We start from the raw sequence: 20,574 nt of genomic DNA, 5'->3' as shown, positions 1-20,574 counted from the left end.
ATGAATCTGGATTTTCCGCTTCTCCTGGTGATCGCGGTGGCGGTCAGTGGTGGCCTGGCACTGGCCGATCGCCTGTGGCTGGCGCCACGCCGTCAGCGTGCAATTGCCGCCTACCGGCAACAGGTGAGCACTGCCGACGAGAAAATACTGGCGCAGCTGGACAAGGAACCGGTAGCGGTCGAATACGGCAAGTCGCTGTTTCCCGTGCTGGCCATTGTCTTCGTGCTGCGCTCGTTCCTGTTCGAGCCGTTCCAGATTCCGTCCGGCTCGATGATCCCGACCCTCCAGGTGGGCGACTTCATTCTGGTCAACAAGTTTTCCTACGGCATACGCCTGCCGGTGGTGGACCTGAAGGTAGTACCGCTGGGCGATCCGCAGCGTGGCGATGTCATGGTATTCAAGTATCCGGAAGATCCGCGCATCAACTACATCAAACGGGTGGTCGGCGTGCCGGGCGATATCGTCACCTACAGCTTCGACAAACGGCTGTATATCAACGGCGAGCCCGTGCCGGAACAGTGGCTGGGTGAAGAGCCCGGCAGCCTGGGCCGGGCGCAGCTGTTTACCGAGCAGCTGGGCGAGCACAGCTATCAGGTACGCAAGGAAAACAACCGGCGCATGGAGCCCAGCCGCGAGTGGCTGGTGCCGGAAGGGCACTACTTCATGCTGGGTGACAACCGTGACAACTCCAAGGACAGCCGCTACTGGAATGATCCGCATATCGCTCCGGAGTTCATGGGCATGGTGCCTGACTCCTATATCGTTGGCAAAGCATCGCTGATCTGGCTAAGCTGGCCATCACCCAAAACGGGCAACCTGCCGAACCTGTCGCGGGCTGGCCTGATTGACTGACAATATTGCCAAAATCGACCCGAACTGATGACCAGAGGGAGTTTCATGAATAGTGCAAAGCAACGCGGTGTTTCGCTGACCGGATGGCTGGTAATCCTGATACTGGCCGGCTTTTTTGCCAGTGTCGGCTTCAAGCTGTTTCCCCACTATATGGATAACAGGGCGCTGGACAAGATGATCACGGCGGTTGATCGTGATGCGGCTAGCGGCGTCAGGGTGCACAATGTTGGCGAGTTCTACTCGCACATCAACAAGAACATGCAGGTCAACAACATTCGCGACCTGAATGCCGCAGACATCATGGACGTGCGCGCCGAGGCCGGCGAGTTCCATGTGCGCCTGAAGTATGAAGTGCGGGAGAAAATCCTGAAAAATATCGACCTTGTCGTTTCTTTTGACAAAGAATATCGCGTGCGTAACCAGTGAATAATCCCCTAGCAAGCCTGCAGCGCAAATTGGGTTACCAGTTCAAGGACAGCAGCCTGCTGACGCTGGCCTTGACCCACCGCAGCTTTTCCGGACGCAACAACGAGCGTCTCGAGTTTCTCGGCGACGCCGTGCTCAACTTTGTCGCCGGCGAAGCACTGTTTCAGCATTTCGACCAGGCCCGTGAGGGTCAGCTGTCGCGCCTGCGTGCCCGTCTGGTCAAGGGTGAAACCCTGGCCGTACTGGCCCGCGCCATGGATCTGGGCGACTACTTGCGGCTGGGGTCCGGCGAGCTGAAGAGTGGCGGCTTTCGGCGCGAGTCCATTCTTGCCGATGCCACTGAGGCCATCATTGGTGCCATCTATCTGGATAGTGGCATGGAAGCGGCCCGCGAACGGGTATTGGCCTGGCTGGAACACGAGTTTGCCGGCCTGACGCTGGTGGATACCAACAAGGATGCAAAAACCCGGCTGCAGGAGTTCCTGCAGTCTCGCGGTTGCGAACTGCCCGGCTACGAAGTGGTGGATATCCAGGGCGAACCGCACTGCCGTACCTTTCATGTTGAATGCCAGGTCAGCCTGCTGGATCACAAAACCAGCGGTCAGGGCGGCAGCCGCCGCATTGCCGAACAGGTGGCCGCCGCCGCCGCGCTGGTAGCCCTTGGCGTCGAAAACGGAAACAACCATGACTGAATCAATCAACAGCCGTTGTGGCTACGTTGCCGTGGTGGGACGCCCGAATGTGGGCAAGTCAACCCTGATCAACCATGTTCTCGGACAGAAACTGGCCATCACCTCACGCAAGCCGCAAACCACCCGGCACAACATGCTGGGTATCAAGACCGAGGGTGCGGTGCAGGCCATCTACATTGACACACCGGGTTTGCATGCCGGTGGCCAGACCGCGCTCAACCGCTACATGAACCGCAGTGCCCTGACGGCACTGCGCGACATCGATGTCTGCGTGTTTGTCGTTGACCGCATGCGCTGGACCGAAGAAGACGAGATGGTATACGAGCGCATCAAGGATTTGCGCTGTCCGCTAATTGTCGCCGTCAACAAGTCAGACCGGCTGGAAGACAAGCTGGACATGCTGGAGCACCTGCAATGGCTGCAGGACAAGCTGCCACAGGCTGAAATCGTACCCATTTCCGCCCTGCACCAGCACAATCTGGACACGCTGGAACAGCTGATTGGCGAGCGTCTGCCGGAGAACGAGCACTTCTATCCGGAAGACCAGATCACCGACCGTTCCAGCCGCTTTCTGGCCGCCGAACTGGTGCGTGAAAAAATCATGCGCCAGCTGGGTGCCGAACTGCCGTACCAGATGACGGTCGAGATCGAGGAGTTCAAGCATGAAGGCCGCATCCTGCACATCCATGCCCTGATTCTGGTTGAACGTGAAGGCCAGAAGAAGATCCTGATTGGTGACAAGGGTGAACGCATCAAGCTGATTGGCCAAGAAGCGCGCAAGGACATGGAAACCCTGTTCGACAACAAGGTCATGCTCAACCTCTGGGTCAAGGTGAAGAAAGGCTGGTCCGATGACGAACGCGCCCTGCGTTCGCTGGGCTATCAGGACTAGACGCAGGCCGGCCGCGCATGGACATGCAGACAGATCAGGCATTTGTCCTGCATGTGCGCCCCTACAAGGAAACCAGCGCATTGCTTGACCTGTTCACCCGCGAGCAGGGCCGCATCCGTGCCGTGTTGCGCGGTTATCGCAGCAAAAAGGGCAGTGCGGCGCGGCCTTTCAACTGTCTTGAAGTCGAGCTGCGCGGGCAGGGCGAGCTGAAAAGCATTGCCCGGCTGGAGCCGGCCGGCGGTTTTTTGCTGTTGCAGGGTGAGCGCCTGATGTGCGCCCTGTATCTCAATGAACTGAGCATGCGTTTGCTGCCACTGGCCGACCCGCAACCGCAGGTTCATGAACATTATCACCTGACCCTGCAGGCGCTGGCTGCCGGCCATGCGGTCGAGCCGCTGTTGCGCAGTTACGAATGGCGTTTGCTGGAGCAGCTGGGTTATGGTTTTTCCCTCGAACAGGACAGTCAGGGCCGGCCGCTGGAGCCGCAGGGCTGGTATCTGCTGCAGCCGGAAAGCGGTTTTCTGCCGGTTGCCGCAATACAGCCCGGTGCTTTTCTTGGCGCCGACCTGCAGGCGCTGGCTGCCGTACAATGGCAACAACCCGGGGTGGTGCGGACGGCCAAGCGCCTGATGCGCCAGGCCTTGGCCCCCCATCTGGGCAACCGCCCGTTAATGAGCCGCGAACTCTTTCTGCGGCACAAGGAGTCTTCTGCATGAACACCAAACAACGCATCCTGCTGGGCGTCAATATCGATCACATCGCTACCCTGCGCCAGGCCCGTGGCGGACGCGACCCGGAACCGGTCAAGGCCGCGCTGCTGTGCGAGCAGGCCGGTGCTGACGGCATCACCATCCATCTGCGTGAAGACCGCCGCCACATCCAGGACCGTGATGTCGAGCTGCTGCGTGAACTGATGCGCACCCCGATGAACTTTGAAATGGCTGTGACCGAAGAGATGCTGGCGATAGTCGAGCGCATCCGCCCCGAACATGTGTGCCTGGTACCGGAAACCCGTGCCGAGCTGACCACCGAAGGCGGGCTGGACGTGGCCGGCCAGGAAGCCCGTATTGCTGCCGCCGTCGAGCGCCTGCAAAAGGCCGGTATCCAGGTTTCGATCTTTCTGGATGCCGACGAGCAGCAGATCCTGGCGGTCAAGCGCACCGGTGCCACCACCATCGAGCTGCACACCGGCCATTACTCGGCCGCGCAAACCGCACAGCAGCAGGCGGTCGAGCTGGAGAAGGTCCGCAAGGCGGCCGCTTTTGCCCAGAAACAGGGGCTGGTGGTTAACGCCGGCCATGGTCTCAACTACCAGAATGTGGAGGCGATTGCCGCGATTCCCGGCATCAACGAGTTGAACATCGGTCATGCCATCATTGCCCATGCCCTGTTTGTCGGCCTGGAAAATGCCGTCGCCGAAATGAAGGCGCTGATGCTCGGCGCTGCCGGCTGAAAGAGCGGACAGTCTGCAAGGCTTTCGGCGCAGCTCCGGCCATGACAAAAATGTGCGTCATGTCCGGAGTGGCGTGAAGGAAATCTTCCGACAAGCGGTAGCCGGATGCAGGCCCCATGCGTCGCGGCCTTGGCGGCCTGCCATAATCCGGATCAAGAAAACGTACCGGTCTCGGCTTGATATCCACATCATGTGCGTATAGGGTTCATGCATTAACCCAATAACTTGTGTTTTCTCGCGTGCCCGTCGTGGTGCGACGAGTCGCAGGAGTCATGCATGAACCAAGCCGTCAAACAGCCTTCGAACATCAAAGCTGTCCAGTCCATTGCCCTGCAACCGGCATCGGCCGATATCTGGGATGCCAAATACCGTCTGAAAAGCAAGGACGGTCGTCCGGTAGATGAAACCATCGCCGCCACCCATGAACGGGTGGCCCGCGCCCTGGCCGACATCGAGCTGCCGGAGCACCGCGAGCACTGGTACGAGCAGTTCCTGTGGGCCCTGCATCGTGGTGCCATTCCGGCGGGGCGGATCATCTCCAACGCGGGAGCGCTGGCCTGGAAACCGGCCACTTCAACCATCAACTGCACCGTGTCGGCGACCATTGGCGACTCCATGGATGACATTCTGTCCAAGCTGCACGAGGCCGGGCTGACGCTGAAAGCCGGTTGCGGCATCGGCTACGAATTTTCCACCCTGCGCCCCCGTGGCGCCTATGTGTCCGGTGCCGGTGCCTACACTTCCGGCCCGCTGTCGTTCATGGATATCTACGACAAGATGTGCTTCACCGTATCTTCGGCCGGTGGCCGCCGGGGTGCGCAAATGGCCACCTTTGATGTCGGTCACCCGGACGTGCTGGACTTCATCCGTGCCAAGCGCGAGGACGGTCGCCTGCGCCAGTTCAACCTGTCGCTGCTGATTACCACCGAATTCATGCAGGCGGTGGAGCAGGATGCCGACTGGTCACTGGCGTTTCCGGTCAGTGCTGCCGAACAGCAAGCGGACCAGCTGGATCTGGATGATCCGGACACGATCATCTGGCGCTACTGGCCCACCCATCGCAACTATGTGGTGCGCGAGGACGGCAAGGTCGCCTGCCGCATCTACCGCGTGATCAGGGCCCGGCGCATCTGGGACTCGATCATGGCCTCCACCTATGATTTTGCCGAACCGGGCTTCATCCTGATTGATCGCGTCAACCAGATGAACAACAACTGGTTCTGCGAAGATGTGCGTGCCACCAATCCGTGCGGTGAACAACCCTTGCCGCCCCATGGCGCCTGCCTGCTGGGCTCTATCAACCTGACCCGCTTCGTGCGTGAGCCGTTCAGCGACAATGCCCGTTTTGACTGGGATGAGTATCGCAAGGTGGTCAACATTTTCACCCGCATGCTGGACAACGTGGTGGAAATCAACGGCCTGCCACTACCCGAACAGCGTGACGAGATTTACCGCAAGCGCCGTCATGGCATGGGCTTTTTGGGCCTGGGCTCGACCATGACCCTGCTCGGCATGAAGTACGGCTCGGCCCAGTCGCTGGCTTTCACCGAGCAGGTATCGCGCGAGATGGCGCTGGAAGGCTGGCGTGCGGGGCTGGAGCTGGGGCGTGAAAAAGGCGTGGCACCGATCATGGACGAGGACTTCGAGGTAACCGGCGAGATGTTGGCCCGTCGCCCGGAAATGGTTACCGACGGCCTCAAGGCCGGCGACAAGGTCAAGGGCAGGCTGCTGTGGGGCCGCTATAGCCGCTACATGCAGCAGGTGGCCGAGGAAGAGCCGGAGCTGGTGGCCGCACTGGTTGAAGAGGGTGGGCGCTTTACCCACCACAGCTCGATTGCGCCAACCGGCACCATTTCCCTGTCGCTGGCCAATAACGCATCCAACGGCATCGAGCCGAGCTTTGCCCATCATTATTTCCGCAACATCATCCGCGAGGGCAAGAAAACCAAGGAGCAGGTCGACGTATTCAGCTACGAATTGCTGGCCTACCGTACCCTGGTCAATTCGCAAGCGACCCCGGCCGATCTGCCGGACTACTTCATCAGCGCCGACGAGGTCACGCCGATCCAGCATGTGGATGTGCAGGCGGCAGCGCAGAAGTGGATCGATTCGTCCATTTCCAAGACGGCTAACGTACCGACAGATTACCCCTACGAGGATTTCAAGGACATCTACCGCTACGCCTGGCAGCAGGGGCTCAAGGGTTGCACCACTTTCCGTTTCAATCCCGAGGCGTTCCAGGGCGTGCTGGTCAAGGAGGAAGACCTGGCCAGCACCACCTACCGGTTCTCCCTGGCCGACGGCAGCGTGGTTGAAGTCAAGGGCAACGAAGAAATCGAATATGACGGTGAAACCCACACCGCCGCCAACCTGTACGAAGCCTTGAAAGAAGGCTACTACGGCAAGTTCTGAGCGGAGAGCAGCAACCATGAGCATCAGCATCAATGAAAAAATCACCGGTTTTGAAGTGGTCAAGCCGGAGGCGGTAGCAGCAACGCCGGCACCCGAGCCGGACTATGTGGAAATGCACGAGAAGGTCAAGCGTCCGGAGCATCTGGTCGGCAGCACCTACAAGATCAAGACCCCGACTTCCGAGCATGCCTACTACGTCACCATCAACGATATCGTGCTGAACCCAGGTACCGAACATGAGCAGCGCCGTCCGTTCGAGATTTTCATCAACTCCAAGAACATGGAGCACTACCAGTGGATCGCGGCGCTGACCCTGATCATTTCAGCGGTGTTCCGCAAGGGTGGCGACTGCACCTTCCTGGTGGAAGAGCTGCAAAGCGTGTTCGACCCCAAGGGCGGCTATCTGATGCGGGGCGGCCGCTGGATGCCGTCGCTGGTGGCGGAGATCGGCGATGTGCTGGAGCGTCATCTCAAACACATCGGCATGATCGAGTCCGAACCGGACCTGCACCAGCAGGCGTATCTGGCGCAGAAACGGGCCGAATACGAGCAGATCAGTGCCCAGGCGCAGGTAGCCCCCAATTGCGACGACAGCACGCAGAGCTATCCGGCCGGTGCGCAACGCTGTGGCAAGTGTCATGTCAAGGCGGCGATCCAGATGGATGGTTGCCTGACCTGTCTGGCCTGTGGCGAGAGCAAGTGTGGGTAGGCTTTTCACTGCGGCTTTTGGGTACGGCTGAGACGCTCCGCCGCACCCGATAAACTTTGTGCGGGTGGGGGAGGAGGGTGGCCCGGCGGTGCCGGGCTGCTGTCGCGACGCCGACAATAAAGCTTGAGCGGTCCCGGGGCAGAAGCCACACACAACAACGCCGCGATTAATCGCGGCGTTGTTGTGTGTGGAGAGAGGGCTTACTCGGGTTTGAGCATGTCTTGCGGACGTACCCACTGGTTGAACTGCTCGTCAGTGACCAGTTCCAGTTCGATGGCGGCCTGGCGCAGGGTCTTGTTTTCCTCGTAGGCTTTCTTGGCGATTTTTGCCGCGTTGTCGTAGCCGATGTGGCGGTTGAGGGCGGTGACCAGCATCAGGCCGTTTTCCAGATGGGCGGCCATTTGCTGCTCGTTGGCGCTCATGCCGGCCACGCAGTGCTCCTGGAAATTCACGCAACCATCGGCCAGCAGGCGGATGGATTCCAGCAGGTTGTGCACAATCACCGGCTTGAACACGTTGAGCTGCAAATGCCCCTGGCTGGCGGCCATGCTGACGGTGGTGTCATTGCCGATCACCTGGCAGGCCAGCATCGACAGCGCCTCGCACTGGGTCGGGTTGACCTTGCCCGGCATGATCGAGCTGCCCGGCTCATTGGCGGGCAACAGCACCTCGGCAAAACCGGCACGCGGGCCGGAGCCGAGCAGGCGCAGGTCGTTGGCCAGCTTCATCAATACTACAGCGAGGGTTTTCAATGCGCCAGACAGGATCACCAGACGCTCATGGCCAGCCAGTGCGGCAAACTTGTTGGGCGCACTGATCAGAGGCAGGCCGGTTTGCGCGGCCAGTGCAGCGGCGACTTTTTCGGCAAATTGCGGGTGGCTGTTGAGGCCGGTGCCCACGGCCGTGCCGCCCTGGGCAATCTGGCAGATGGCGGGCAGGCTGTTTTCAATGGCGGCGCGGGCGTAATCCAGCTGGGCAACAAAAGCCGATAGCTCCTGGCCGAAGGTGACTGGCGTGGCATCCATCATGTGGGTGCGGCCGGTTTTCACCAGATCCATATAGCGTTGTGACTGGGCATGCAGCCCGTCGCGCAGGGTTTGCATACCGGGCAGCAGCTGGTTATTTACGGCCTGCAACACGGCGATGTACATGGCGGTGGGGAAGCTGTCGTTGGAGCTTTGTGCGCGGTTGACGTGATCGTTGGGGTGTACCGGCGACTTGCCGCCACGGCCCTGTCCGGCGATTTCGTTGGCGCGCCCGGCAATCACTTCATTGACGTTCATGTTGCTCTGGGTGCCGCTGCCGGTTTGCCAGACCACCAGCGGAAAGTGTGCATCCAGCGTACCGCTGATCACTTCGTCGGCGGCCTGTTCAATCAGGCTGGCCAGCTCCTGTGGCAGCTCGCCCAGCTCGGCGTTGACTTTGGCGGCGGCTTTTTTCACCTGTGCCAGTGCATGCACCACCGCCAGCGGCATCTGCTGGCCGCCAATCACAAAGTTTTGTTTGGAGCGCTGGGTCTGTGCGCCCCAGTAGGCATCCGCCGGGACTTCAATGGTGCCCATGCTGTCGGTTTCGGTACGGGTAGTCATGTGCTTCTCCTGCAAGTGGTCAATCAGTCGTGGTCTTTGCGCTCGGCAGCGTCCAGCTCGGCATTACGAGCTTTCATCCGCTCCAGCGCATCGGGATCAATCGGCATTTTGTGTGCGGTATCGCGCAGCAGCAACAGGCTGCCGACAATGCTGCCCAACGCAGCGGCGATCACCAGCCAGATATACCAGGGCATGGGCAGGGCCTCATCGAAAGAATGAACTCCACTATACACCCGTGGCCGGCAGATGCCATTTAGAGTTCTTTATGATAATAATTCTCATTTGTAAAATACAGGAGGCTCTATCATCGGGCGGCTTGCGGGTGTGACGCCAGCGCAGACACTGGGTACAATGTGGGTTTTTCCAGACCTGAGAGCATGTCCATGAACAGCCCCGTTGTTGTTGCCCTTGATTTTCCCGGTTTTGAGCAGGCCATGGCCATGGCCCGCCAGCTGAATCCACAGGACTGCCGGGTCAAGGTCGGCAAGGAACTGTTTACCCGCTGCGGACCGCAGGTGGTGGATGCGCTGCATCAGCTGGGCTTTGAGGTGTTCCTTGATCTGAAATTCCATGATATTCCCAACACCACCGCGATGGCGGTGAAGGCGGCGGCGGAAATGGGCGTGTGGATGGTCAATGTGCACTGCTCGGGCGGTTTGAAAATGATGGCCGCCTGCCGTGAAGTGCTGGAGCAGCATCAGGGCAGCAAGCCGTTGCTGATTGGCGTGACGGTACTGACCAGCATGGAACGGGAGGATCTGGCCGGTATCGGGCTGGATGTGGCACCGCAAGAACAAGTGTTGCGTCTGGCCGGCCTGGCCGAGCAGGCCGGGCTGGACGGGCTGGTCTGCTCGGCACAGGAAGCGCAGGCACTCAAGCAACAGTGGCCGGCGGGCCAGCTGGTAACGCCGGGCATTCGCCCGGCAGGCAGTGCCAGTGACGATCAGAAACGCATCCTGACGCCGGCCCGGGCGATGCAGGCCGGTTCCGACTATCTGGTCATTGGCCGCCCGGTCACCCGTGCAGACAATCCGGGGCAGGCTGTCGCCGCCATACTTGCCAGCCTCTGAATACCACGGGAAAGCAGGTACATATACGAATTTTATAATTCAAGGTTGCCGGCCTGCGGTCGATAGAATGTCCGTACATCACAAAGAAGGAAACTGCCATGTTCCGCAACCTGCGCATTGCCCCCCGGGCGGCACTTTTTTTTGGCCTGCTGGGTCTGATCACCCTGTTACTGGGCGTTTTTTCCATAGTGCAGCAAAACCGGCTCGGGCACATCACCGAAGAGTTGGGCACGCTGCGTTTGCCACAGGTGGCAGCGGTAGGTGAAATGCGTCGCGACTTCCTGACCATGCGGTTGTATACCGCCAACTTTGCCCTGACTTCTGACGAGGCAGCCAAGCAGTCAGCCCTGAGAACAGTTGAGGAGGCTGGTCGCTCATTCAAGGCCAATGGCGACAAGCTGGCAGCAATCGTTTCTGCCGAGGGTGGCAAGCTGTTGCAGCAGGCCGTTTCGCTGGTGGAGGTCTACAATGTATCGCTGGGGCAGTGGATGCAGGCACGCCAGGCTGGCCAGGAGCAGCTGGCCGAGGAGATTGACATTCGCCTGACAGCCCAGGGAGCGCAGGCTGTGGAAGCCGTGAATGCACTGGTTGCGTTTGAAATGCAGCAGGCCAGTGCCAGCGTTGCCAACGCGCAGTCGATAGAGTCCAGCTCGCTGACCAGCATCACGGTTGCCATTGTGGCTGCGCTGGTGGCGATGATTGTGTTGGCCATGCTGTTCAGCCGCAGCCTGCTGGTGCCGTTGCGGCTGGCGGTGGAAACCTCCAGGCGCATTGCCGAGGGAGATCTGACCCGTGATGTGCAGGACAGCGGCCGCGATGAGGCAGGTGACATGATCCGCGCGATGCAGCAGATGCAGGAGCAGCTGCGCGGAACCCTTGAGCACATCACCGACTCGTCCCAGCAACTGGCCAGCACATCGGAAGAGCTCAGCCTGATTACCAATGACTCCAGCCGTACGGTGCATGAGCAGAGCAGCCAGCTGGAACAGGCGGTTACCGCCGTCAACGAGATGACAGCGGCCATCGAAGAAGTGGCAGGCAATGCCAACAATACCTCGCGCAACACCGAGCAGACCCAGGTTCAGGTCCGTACCGGGCAGGGCAGGCTGCAGGAAACCGTGGACACCATCGACAAGTTGTCGGCGGAGATCGGCAAGACCAATGAAGGTATTGGCCGTCTGGCCGGTAATGTGCAGGAGATCGGTCAGGTCATCGAAGTGATTCGTGCCATTGCCGAGCAGACCAACCTGCTGGCGCTCAATGCCGCGATCGAAGCCGCCCGGGCCGGCGAGCAGGGACGCGGGTTTGCCGTTGTGGCCGATGAGGTACGGGCGCTGGCCGGCCGCACCCAGGAGTCCACGGTGGAAATCGAGCGCATGATCGGCAACGTGCAGAATGAAACCGAGGTGGCAGTCAACAATATGGAAACCAGCAGTCGCTGGGTGACCAGCACGCGGGAAATGGCATACGACGTACTGGAAGTGCTGAACCGTTCGGCCGAGCTGATGGACCAGATCAACCAGCAGAACCTGAGCATTGCCAGTGCGGCTGAAGAGCAGGCGATGGTCGCGCAGGAAGTCGACAGAAGTCTGGTGGCAATTCACGACCTGTCAGCCCAGACTTCTGCCGGTGCTGATGAAACACAGGTGTCCAGCCAGGAGTTGGCCCGTCTGGCTGAAGGGCTCAACGCCTTGTTGCAACGCTTCAGGTTGCACTGATTGCACCTGCAGTCATGGCCATGCCATGGCTGCAGGCAGGTCCTTGCTGTTACACTTTGCATCAGGAGTTTTGGCTGACCGGTTTTCTGCATGGGGCAGAGAGCGGGGCAGCCTGATCAAGGTGCAAGACAACCATGCTACATCCTGCCGAACATTCCCTGCTGGGCAAGCAAACCCGTTATAAGTCCCGCTATGATGCCAGCCTGCTGTTTGCCATCGAGCGACGGGTGAAATGGGAGCAATTTGGCCTTGACGGCTCGCAGCTGCCGTATCTGGGCGTCGACATCTGGACCGCTTATGAGCTGTCCTGGCTGTTGCCATCGGGCAAGCCGGTGGTGGCCATGGCGGAGGTAGAAGTGCCGGCCGACTCGCCCAACATCATCGAATCCAAATCCTTCAAGCTGTATCTGAACTCGTTCAACCAGTCCGTCTTTGCCGATACACATGCCGTCTGCTCGCTCATGGAGCATGACTTGTCGGCGGTGGCCGGAGCGGCAGTCCGGGTGCGGATGCTGGACCTAGACCAGGCTACTGCGCAGGGATTGGCAGTCTTGCCTGGCGCTTGCATCGACGGGCTGGAGATTGATATCGGCCAATACCATGAGCCTGATGCCGGCCTGCTGCAGACCAGCGAACAGGTCGCTCACGAGCAACTCCATAGTCATCTGCTGCGCTCGTGCTGCCCGGTCACCGGCCAGCCGGACTGGGGCAGTGTGGCCATTGATTACCAGGGTACAAAAAAGCTCTGCCGGGCCGGCCTGTTGCGTTATCTGGTCAGCTTTCGCGAGCATCAGGATTTCCATGAGCAATGCGTCGAGCGGATTTTCCTTGACCTGCACCGTTTGCTCGAACCTGAACGGCTGACCGTCCATGCACGCTATTTGCGCCGGGGCGGGCTGGATATCAACCCTTACCGCAGCACTCACCAAGCGCCATGGGATACCGGACGGCTGGTACGACAGTAGGCAAACAGGAGCATATCGATGAACAAAGCAGACATGACCCTGGGTTTTGCCGGCATAGGCCTGATGGGGCTACCCATGTGCCGGCGCTTGCTGGCGGCCGGTTACCCGTTGACAGTCTGGAACCGTAACCGGGACAAGTGCGCACCCCTGCAGGCGGAAGGAGCCGCAGTGGTAGCGACGCCGGCCGAGCTGGCACAGCATTGTGACGTGCTGATCCTGTGCCTGGCGGATACTTCGGCCGTATGCGAGGTCACGGAGGCAGTGTTGCCTGCCCTGCAAAAAGGCCAGATTATTATTGACTGCTCCAGCATCGAACCGCAGGCCACCCGCGAGCTGGCAGCGCGGGTGGTGCAGCATGGGGCGCACTGGCTTGACGTGCCGGTGTCCGGCGGAGTGGGCGGTGCCGAAAACGGTAGCCTGACGCTGATGGCCGGTGGCGCTGCCGATGTGCTGGCACGGGTGGAACCGGTCCTGATGCAGCTGGGCCAGCGCCTGACTCACATGGGGCCGACAGGCAGCGGGCAGGTGACCAAGATATGCAACCAGATGTTGGTGGCTTGTAATGCGATGGTGATTGCCGAAGTGGTGGCACTGGCGCAGCGCGCCGGAGTGGACGCGGAGCTTCTGACGCCGGCCCTGACGGGCGGTTTTGCTGACAGCAAGCCGCTGCAGATCCTGGCGCCGCAAATGGCCAGCCGTACCTTTGAACCGGTCAGGTGGCATGTACGCACTCTGCTCAAGGATCTGGACATGGCGGCCAGCCTGTCGCAGGAGCAGGGCAGCGCTACGCCGATGAGCGGCATTGCGGCCCAGCTGATGCGCATGCATGCTGCCGCCGGCAGTGCCGGTCGCGATCCGTCCACCCTGATCGAGCTGTACAGCCGGGAGGAACCATGCAACTGATTGCCAATCTGTCGCTGTTGTTTACCGAGCGGCCTTTGCCGGAGCGGGTGGCTGCTGCACGGCAGGCAGGATTTGACGGAGTCGAGATCCAGTTTCCCTACGAGCTGTCACCGCTTGAACTGAAACGGGAGCTGGAGCGGCAGGGCATGCCGCTGTTGCTGATCAACCTGCCGGCCGGAGACCTGATGGACGGTGGGCCCGGGCTGGCGTGCCAGCCACAGCGCCGGCGCGAATTTGCCGAGGCGCTGGATACTGCGCTGGAGTATGCGGCCATTGCCGGGCCGAAAATGGTCAATGTGCTGGCCGGCCGGCTGACCGCAGGGCAAGACCCGGAACAGGCTTTCATGACGCTGGCCGCCAATGTGCGCGAGGCCGCGCGGGCCTTTTCCCGGTTGCATATCGAGGTGCTGGTCGAGGCGATCAATCCGCTCGATATGCCGGGTTTTTTCCTTAATACCCCGCAACAACAGCTGGACTTGCTGCGCGAGATCGCACAACCCAATGTCCGGGCACAGCTGGACCTGTACCATATGGCGCGTCAGGCCATTGACCCGGGGCAGGCGATTGCCGAGCTCGGGGATGCCATCGGGCATGTCCAGTTTGCCGATTGCCCGGGGCGGCATGAACCGGGCAGCGGAGTTCTGGATTTTCCGGCTATTCGTCATCAGCTGGAGCAGGCCGGCTATCGGGGTGTCTGGGCGGCGGAATACCGGCCATCCGGTCGCACCGAAGAGAGCCTTGGCTGGATGCAGAGCGCGGCTTTTTCACGTTAGTGTGTGCATTGTCGGGGAAATTCAACGGAAATGCTGCGAACTCCGGGCAGGCGTCAGGCTTGTACCGGTCAATACCTGACTTCCAATAACCGGACAAGAAGGATCGGTATCATGATGCTGGAAAAAATCAAAACGGCCCTGCAGGTGCTCAACCCTGCATTTCTTGAGGTAACCGATGAAAGCCACATGCACAGTCGTGGTCATGAAACCCACTACAAGGCGGTGATTGTGTCAGAGGCGTTTGCCGGGCTGAGCAAGGTCAGGCGTCAGCAGGCGGTGTATGCAGCACTGAAAGATGTCATGCCCTATGCGCTGGCACAGCATACCTACACTCCCGAAGAGTGGTCGCAGGCAGAGCAGGCACCTGATTCGCCCAATTGTATGGGCGGCAGCCTGCACGACGTGCAGCAGGGCTGAGGGAGCAGCTGCCCTGGCTAGCGTGTGGCCATCCAGATCAGCAGCCCGGCCTGGAAAATGGCAAAGAAGGTCAGGGTGAAAATGGTGAACCTGAGCGTATTGTCATCGCGCTGCAGCAGGCTGATTTTTTCGTCCAGTTTCTTGATTTGAGCGGTCTGTGCACGCAGGTTCTGATCCGAGCTGTACAACAGGTGTGCGGCTTCCAGGTGATCCATCACGCGGACCTTTTCCCGGTTCCAGTCACGCCCCAGCTGCTCCAGGCGGATAGCGGTACAGCTGGCGCTCATTTGTACGCCGTCGTTATAGGTGACGGTGAAACCCTGTGCCTGCAGGGCGTGATCACGGCGCAAGCGGGCCAGCTCATTGGGGGCCTGGCCGCTTTTCAGTCCGACTGTAGGCAAACTGTAGTCATGCCATTTTGGACTGCACCAGTCGATGGCCTGGGCCAGCAGCAAACGGCCCAGGCCACGGTTGCCCGGATCGGTGACCAGCCCATGCTCGGGTAAAACATGAATGGTCTTTTCACGGTGATCAACCCAGAGTTCCAGGCAGTTGTTTGCTTTCGAATTCTTTTTCTCGGGCAGCGTGATGCTCAGGCGCAGCATGCTGAATTCTTTGCTGTGGCGGCTGATGCGGTTGAGGCAGGCAAACAGCAGGGGGCGCAAGCCTGTTTCACGTTCGGCGGCCAGGGGGGCAAGGCGCAAAATCTGCGTGCTTTCGTAGGGCAGGCCGGCCCAGAGCTGCTGTTTCTTTTGCAACGGCGATTCGACCGCTTCAGTTTCCGGAGCGGATGTCGCAGTTTCAGACGATATCATCTCATCTGCGGGACGGGACGCAGGCTGTGCTGGTGTGCCGGTAGGGGCGTTATCGGGCTGCTGGTTCATGTTGCATCAGACCTTGTATGTCATCTTGGTTTCTTCCTGCCTGCTTCGGCAGCTACAACCGAATCTATAGGGTGGCCAAATGCTATCTAGGCAGGCTGCCGGCTTTCCGGCTTTTTCCGTTGCGGCCGACGTGATCCTTGCCGGTACAAGCCATTGGAAGCATCTGTTCAGGTGGGTTTTTTCTGCATTACGCTCAGGATGCTGGCAGTGAAAATCAGGGCGGCACCGGCGATCGAGCTGGGGCCCGGTGTTTCGTTCCAGAGGAGCCAGGCAATGATGCCGGAGAATACGATGGCGCTGTAGGCCACCGGGCCAATCAGACCAGGCGGAGCCAGGGCGTAGGCCTGCGACATGGCAAACTGTGCCAGGGCCGCCAGCAAGCCGGCGGCCAGCAACAGCAGCAGTTGCTGCGAATCCAGCGGCTGCCAGGCCCATGCCAGCGGAATGGCCGATAAGCTGGTGCTGAAGAAAGCAAAGTAGAACACGATACGGAAGGCCGGCTCGCTGTCACTCATTTCACGGATGGACACAAAGGCGCTGGCGGCGAGCAGACTGGCGGCCAGGCCGACCAGCGACAGGCTGCTGAACAGGGCCCCCGAAGGCTTGCTGACCAGCAATACCCCGGCCAGGCCGACCAGTGACAGTGCCAGCATGCGTCTGGTCAACGGTTCCTTGAGCCAGAGCCAGGCCAGCAGTGGTGTGAACACCGGTGCCGAATAGGTAAACAGCATGGCATCGGCCAGTGGCAGGTGGGCGATGGCATAGAAGAAGCAATACATGGCGCCCAGCCCGTAGGCGGTACGTTTCAGGTGGGTCAGTGGCCGGTCGGTCTTCAGCGGCTGCAACCCTTTGGCAAGCACCAGTGGCAGAAAGAACAGCACGCCCACCAGGTTACGGAAAAACACTATCACTTCGTTGCTGACCGTAACCGAGGCTTCACGGATAAACACGCCCATCAGCGAAAACAGCAGGGCCGACAGGGCCAGCAGGGCTGCGCCACGCAGGGGTTGTATGCTGCGCATCAATGCGACAGGCGGTTTTGCAGCTGGGTCAGCATGGTTCCGCGTTTGAACAACAGATGCCAGCGCTTGCCGCCCAGCTGGCGCCAGAGCCGGGCGGAGCGGATGCCGGCAAACAGTAATGCGCGGATTTTGGCTGCTGTTGCTTCCTGCTGCAGATAACGCATGTCGCCATGCACCTGGATGCGCTGGTTGAAGGTGCTGATGGTGTCCTGGTACAGGTCGGCAAAGGCACCGACCACGCCACTGCTGGTAATGCCGAACTGTTCAGCCTGTTGGCCGATGCGCTCCAGCCGTTCGCCGGTCAGTTGCAGCAGGTCGTCGCGGCGGGCGAACTGTTGCTCCAGTCCCAGCATGGACAGGGCGTAGCGCAGGCTTTCGCGGGGCAGGTTGTGGGCGTCGCGCAACAGGGCGGCCTGCAGGGTGCGGTAGCCGTCACGCAGCGCGTAATCATCGCCGCCATAGACATCCAGCGTGCTTTGCGGGTTGCGTATCAGCAGGGTGTTGAGCATGTACTCCAGCGAGGCATCGCTGATCTGGCCGGTTTGCGCCAGCTTGTGTACCAGATGTGCCGCTTGGAACAGGCCGGCAAGAGCCACCAATTGTTCTTGCAGTGGGGTCATGGCCGCTGAATTCCTTCATCCCAGGGTTGGCAGGACTCGATGATGCCGCCGCCGAGGCACACATCACCGTCATAAAATACAATGGACTGGCCGAGGGTGACTGCACGCTGGGGCTGGTCGAAATTCACCTGGAAACCGTCACCAAGGGGCTCCACGCTACAGCTCTGATCGGGCTGGCGATAGCGTACCTTGGCGCTCAGGCCATCAATGCGGGTGACGTCCACCGGGTTGATCCAGCTGACCTGGCGCACCACCAGGCTGCGCGAGAACAGCCAGGGATGCTCATTGCCCTGGCCGACAATCAATACGTTGCGCTGAAGGTCCTTGGCCAGCACATACCAGGGCTCTTCGCTGGCGTCCTTCATGCCGCCAATGCCCAGCCCCTGGCGCTGGCCGATGGTGTGGTACATCAAGCCGGCATGCTCGCCGATCACCTGGCCGTCGGTGGTTTCGATCGGGCCGGGCTGGGCGGGCAGGTATTGCCTGAGAAAATCGGTAAAGCGGCGCTCGCCAATGAAGCAGATGCCGGTCGAGTCTTTCTTGCTGGCAGTGATCAGTCCGTGCTCTTCGGCCAGTGCGCGAACGGCCGGCTTTTCCAGTTCGCCAACGGGAAACAGGCTCTGGGCGATTTCACGGCCGCCCACCGCGTGGAGAAAATAGCTCTGGTCCTTGTTGGTATCGACTCCCTTGAGCAGCAGGCTCTGGCCGTTTTCGTCGAGCCGGCGAACATAGTGGCCGGTGGCGATCAGGTCGGCACCCAGGCTTTTGGCATAATCAAGAAAAGCCTTGAACTTGATTTCCCGGTTACACAGGATGTCCGGGTTGGGGGTGCGGCCAGCCTGGTATTCGGCCAGGAAATGCTCGAATACATTGTCCCAGTATTCGGCGGCAAAGTTGGCTGTATGCAGCTTGATGCCCAGCGTGTCGCACACTGCCCGGGCGTCGGCCAGGTCCTCGCGGGCGGTGCAGTATTCGGTGCCGTCGTCCTCTTCCCAGTTTTTCATGAACAGGCCTTCCACCTGGTAGCCTTGTTGCAACAGCAGCAGGGCCGCAACGGAAGAGTCGACGCCGCCGGACATGCCGACGATTACACGGGTTTGCTGGGGATGGTTCATGATTCTCGAAAAACAGCTGACTGGAAAGGGTGCAGTTTATCAGGTTGCAGTCAAAAAATACCCTTGAGCATGGCCAGCGGATAGCATGAGCCAGCCAGGTGATCCCGCAGGCATTGCATCACCAGCGGACTGCGCCACTGTTGTCGTTCGGCCTGCAGCTCGGCAGGGCTGAGCCACAAGGGCTCGATGATTTCGGCATCCAGCACGGCATCATCCTGGCGCTGCAGGGGCGTAGCGGCAAAGCACAGGCGCTGGTAGGTCACGCCGTTCGGGGCCAGGTACAGATAAATCCCGGTGACGGCGGTGATCCTGACGTGCCAGCCGGTTTCTTCCAGGGTCTCGCGCACGGCCGCCTGTTCGAGGGTTTCGCCTGCCTCAAGGTGTCCGGCCGGCTGGTTGATCATGATGCCCCGGCTGGTGTGCTCACGTACAAACAGAAACCGGCCGTCCTGCTCGACAATGCTGGCAACGGTGATGTGGGGGCTGAATGTCATGGTTAGATGCTCCGTGAATGCTTTGTTTGAAGCGTAAGTCTAAGGTCGTAATACCGGGCCTCGCGTATGGGTTTATGATGGCCCGCAGTCCGGAGTGGAACAGACTTGGTCAGCTGCAAGGTAACCGGCGGGAACTATGCTATAATAGCCGGCGTTGCAAAACATGTGACTCAAGCACCAGATCCGTTGTCGGATGTGCAGTTATATGAAGAATTTCAGCTCTGTCAGGCCACACGCGTGACAGTTTTTTGTTTTAAACCACGTTAACCACGGAGTTACAGCATGGGATACCAAAAGATCCAGGTGCCAGCCGGTGACAAAATCACCGTTAATGCAGACATGTCCTTGAACGTTCCTAACAACCCGGTCATTCCTTACATCGAGGGTGACGGTATTGGTGTTGACATCAGCCCCGTCATGATCAAGGTGGTTGATGCAGCCGTTGAGAAAGCCTACGGCGGCGAGCGCAAGATTTCCTGGATGGAAGTCTATGCCGGTGAAAAAGCCACCCAGGTATACGATTCCGAAACCTGGCTGCCAGAAGAAACCCTGGAAGCCGTACGCGACTACGTTGTATCCATCAAGGGTCCGCTGACCACTCCGGTCGGTGGCGGCATCCGCTCCCTGAACGTTGCCCTGCGCCAGCAGCTGGACCTGTACGTTTGCCTGCGTCCCGTACGCTGGTTTGAAGGTGTACCCAGCCCGGTCAAGCGTCCCCAGGACGTGGACATGGTGATCTTCCGTGAAAACTCCGAAGACATCTACGCCGGTGTCGAGTGGCAGGCCGGTACCCCGGAAGCCGACAAGGTCATCAAGTTCCTCACCGAGGAAATGGGCGTTACCAAGATCCGTTTCACCGAAGGTTGCGGCATCGGCATCAAGCCGGTTTCCGAACAGGGCACCAAGCGTCTGGTGCGCAAGGCGCTGCAGTACGTGGTCGACAACGATCGCGACTCCCTGACCATCGTGCACAAGGGCAACATCATGAAGTTCACCGAAGGTGCCTTCAAGGAGTGGGGCTACGAGGTTGCGCGTGACGAGTTCGGTGCAGAGCTGCTGGACGGTGGTCCGTGGATGCAATTCAAGAACCCGAAAACCGGCAAGAACGTCATCGTCAAGGATGCCATCGCTGACGCCATGCTGCAGCAGATCCTGCTGCGTCCTGCCGAGTACGACGTGATCGCCACCCTGAACCTGAACGGTGACTACCTGTCCGATGCCCTGGCAGCCGAGGTCGGTGGTATCGGTATCGCTCCGGGTGCCAACCTGTCCGACAGCGTTGCCATGTTTGAAGCGACCCACGGTACTGCACCGAAGTACGCCGGTCAGGACAAGGTCAACCCCGGTTCCGTGATCCTGTCTGCAGAAATGATGCTGCGCCACATGGGCTGGAACGAAGCGGCCGATCTGATCATCAAGGGCATCAACGGTGCCATTGGCCAGAAAACCGTAACCTATGACTTCGAGCGCCTGATGGACGATGCCAAGCTGCTGTCCTGCTCAGAGTTTGGTGACGCGATGATTGCCAAGATGTAATCTGATTGCTGTATCAAAAACGCCCCACACCT

Annotated in this window: 22 protein-coding genes; 15 read left to right on the top strand and 7 right to left on the bottom strand. The window is 59.9% G+C overall.

Annotated features, from left to right (window positions below):
- The 8 genes from lepB to AR306_RS07220 all read left to right on the top strand — a co-directional run bounded on the left by lepB (position 1) and on the right by AR306_RS07220 (position 7,436).
- The gene (gene lepB, locus AR306_RS07255) at positions 1-852 is read left to right on the top strand and encodes a signal peptidase I (RefSeq protein WP_101496892.1); all 852 of its coding nucleotides are present in this window, start codon (positions 1-3) and stop codon (positions 850-852) included.
- Between the two features lie 45 nt (positions 853-897).
- Complete coding sequence (locus tag AR306_RS07250) at positions 898-1,278, top strand: DUF4845 domain-containing protein (protein WP_101496891.1); 381 nt, start codon at positions 898-900, stop codon at positions 1,276-1,278.
- Positions 1,275-1,970 (top strand): ribonuclease III, encoded by a 696-nt coding sequence (gene rnc / locus AR306_RS07245; RefSeq protein WP_101496890.1) that lies wholly within the window; start codon positions 1,275-1,277, stop codon positions 1,968-1,970. The genes AR306_RS07250 and rnc overlap by 4 nt, the downstream gene beginning before the upstream one ends.
- The gene (era, locus tag AR306_RS07240; protein ID WP_101496889.1) at positions 1,963-2,862 is read left to right on the top strand and encodes a GTPase Era; all 900 of its coding nucleotides are present in this window, start codon (positions 1,963-1,965) and stop codon (positions 2,860-2,862) included. The genes rnc and era overlap by 8 nt, the downstream gene beginning before the upstream one ends.
- A 17-nt stretch (positions 2,863-2,879) precedes the next feature.
- Positions 2,880-3,578, top strand: a complete 699-nt coding sequence (gene recO / locus AR306_RS07235; protein WP_407071189.1) for a DNA repair protein RecO — start codon at positions 2,880-2,882, stop codon at positions 3,576-3,578.
- Positions 3,575-4,315, top strand: coding sequence for a pyridoxine 5'-phosphate synthase (gene pdxJ / locus AR306_RS07230; RefSeq protein WP_101496888.1), 741 nt, complete (start codon positions 3,575-3,577; stop codon positions 4,313-4,315). Before recO ends, pdxJ begins: the two co-directional genes overlap by 4 nt.
- 276 nt (positions 4,316-4,591) lie before the next feature.
- Positions 4,592-6,727 (top strand): adenosylcobalamin-dependent ribonucleoside-diphosphate reductase, encoded by a 2,136-nt coding sequence (locus AR306_RS07225; protein ID WP_101496887.1) that lies wholly within the window; start codon positions 4,592-4,594, stop codon positions 6,725-6,727.
- Positions 6,728-6,743: 16 nt separating this feature from the next.
- Positions 6,744-7,436 (top strand): TSCPD domain-containing protein, encoded by a 693-nt coding sequence (locus AR306_RS07220; RefSeq protein WP_101496886.1) that lies wholly within the window; start codon positions 6,744-6,746, stop codon positions 7,434-7,436.
- Between the two features lie 200 nt (positions 7,437-7,636).
- Here the strand turns inward: AR306_RS07220 and AR306_RS07215 are convergent, their stop codons facing one another.
- Complete coding sequence (locus AR306_RS07215) at positions 7,637-9,025, bottom strand: class II fumarate hydratase (protein WP_101496885.1); 1,389 nt, start codon at positions 9,023-9,025, stop codon at positions 7,637-7,639.
- A gap of 23 nt (positions 9,026-9,048) precedes the next feature.
- Positions 9,049-9,219 carry a DUF2897 family protein gene (locus AR306_RS07210; protein WP_101496884.1) on the bottom strand — a complete coding sequence of 57 codons (171 nt, stop codon included), beginning with the start codon at positions 9,217-9,219 and terminating at the stop codon, positions 9,049-9,051.
- 183 nt (positions 9,220-9,402) lie between these two features.
- Here AR306_RS07210 and pyrF point away from each other — a divergent pair, with 183 nt between their 5' ends.
- From pyrF to AR306_RS07180, 6 genes are all read left to right on the top strand, one after another.
- The gene (pyrF, locus tag AR306_RS07205; protein WP_101496883.1) at positions 9,403-10,095 is read left to right on the top strand and encodes an orotidine-5'-phosphate decarboxylase; all 693 of its coding nucleotides are present in this window, start codon (positions 9,403-9,405) and stop codon (positions 10,093-10,095) included.
- A 98-nt stretch (positions 10,096-10,193) separates the two neighbouring features.
- A complete protein-coding gene (locus AR306_RS07200) occupies positions 10,194-11,813 on the top strand; it encodes a methyl-accepting chemotaxis protein (RefSeq protein ID WP_101496882.1) in 1,620 nt (539 codons plus the stop codon).
- 134 nt (positions 11,814-11,947) lie between these two features.
- Positions 11,948-12,778, top strand: a complete 831-nt coding sequence (gene queF, locus AR306_RS07195; protein WP_101496881.1) for an NADPH-dependent 7-cyano-7-deazaguanine reductase QueF — start codon at positions 11,948-11,950, stop codon at positions 12,776-12,778.
- 18 nt (positions 12,779-12,796) lie between these two features.
- Positions 12,797-13,681: an NAD(P)-dependent oxidoreductase gene (locus tag AR306_RS07190; RefSeq protein ID WP_101496880.1), complete on the top strand. Its 885-nt coding sequence runs from the start codon at positions 12,797-12,799 to the stop codon at positions 13,679-13,681.
- Entirely contained in the window at positions 13,672-14,454 is a 783-nt protein-coding gene (locus AR306_RS07185) for a hydroxypyruvate isomerase family protein (RefSeq protein WP_101496879.1), read from the top strand. The genes AR306_RS07190 and AR306_RS07185 overlap by 10 nt, the downstream gene beginning before the upstream one ends.
- Positions 14,455-14,565: 111 nt before the next feature.
- Complete coding sequence (locus tag AR306_RS07180; protein ID WP_101496878.1) at positions 14,566-14,871, top strand: BolA family protein; 306 nt, start codon at positions 14,566-14,568, stop codon at positions 14,869-14,871.
- 17 nt (positions 14,872-14,888) lie between these two features.
- Here AR306_RS07180 and AR306_RS07175 read toward each other — a convergent pair whose 3' ends face one another.
- The 5 genes from AR306_RS07175 to AR306_RS07155 all read right to left on the bottom strand — a co-directional run bounded on the left by AR306_RS07175 (position 14,889) and on the right by AR306_RS07155 (position 19,006).
- The gene (locus AR306_RS07175; RefSeq protein ID WP_133539591.1) at positions 14,889-15,686 is read right to left on the bottom strand and encodes a hypothetical protein; all 798 of its coding nucleotides are present in this window, start codon (positions 15,684-15,686) and stop codon (positions 14,889-14,891) included.
- Positions 15,687-15,922: 236 nt separating this feature from the next.
- Positions 15,923-16,777, bottom strand: a complete 855-nt coding sequence (locus tag AR306_RS07170) for a DMT family transporter (RefSeq protein ID WP_101496876.1) — start codon at positions 16,775-16,777, stop codon at positions 15,923-15,925.
- The gene (gene hflD, locus AR306_RS07165; protein ID WP_101496875.1) at positions 16,777-17,397 is read right to left on the bottom strand and encodes a high frequency lysogenization protein HflD; all 621 of its coding nucleotides are present in this window, start codon (positions 17,395-17,397) and stop codon (positions 16,777-16,779) included. Before hflD ends, AR306_RS07170 begins: the two co-directional genes overlap by 1 nt.
- Positions 17,394-18,512 (bottom strand): tRNA 2-thiouridine(34) synthase MnmA, encoded by a 1,119-nt coding sequence (gene mnmA / locus AR306_RS07160; protein WP_101496874.1) that lies wholly within the window; start codon positions 18,510-18,512, stop codon positions 17,394-17,396. The genes hflD and mnmA overlap by 4 nt, the downstream gene beginning before the upstream one ends.
- Positions 18,513-18,562: 50 nt before the next feature.
- Positions 18,563-19,006 (bottom strand): NUDIX hydrolase, encoded by a 444-nt coding sequence (locus tag AR306_RS07155; protein WP_101496873.1) that lies wholly within the window; start codon positions 19,004-19,006, stop codon positions 18,563-18,565.
- Between the two features lie 282 nt (positions 19,007-19,288).
- On the opposite strand from AR306_RS07155, the gene icd reads away from it, so the two are divergent.
- Entirely contained in the window at positions 19,289-20,542 is a 1,254-nt protein-coding gene (gene icd, locus AR306_RS07150) for an NADP-dependent isocitrate dehydrogenase (protein WP_101496872.1), read from the top strand.
- Positions 20,543-20,574: the final 32 nt, after the last annotated feature.

Origin of the sequence: Thiopseudomonas denitrificans (genome assembly GCF_002866065.1) — a bacterium.
GTDB classification, from domain to species: Bacteria; Pseudomonadota; Gammaproteobacteria; order Pseudomonadales; family Pseudomonadaceae; genus Thiopseudomonas; species Thiopseudomonas denitrificans.
Note: the sequence above shows the minus strand (reverse complement) of the source record. Positions and strands in the feature narration are given on the sequence as shown.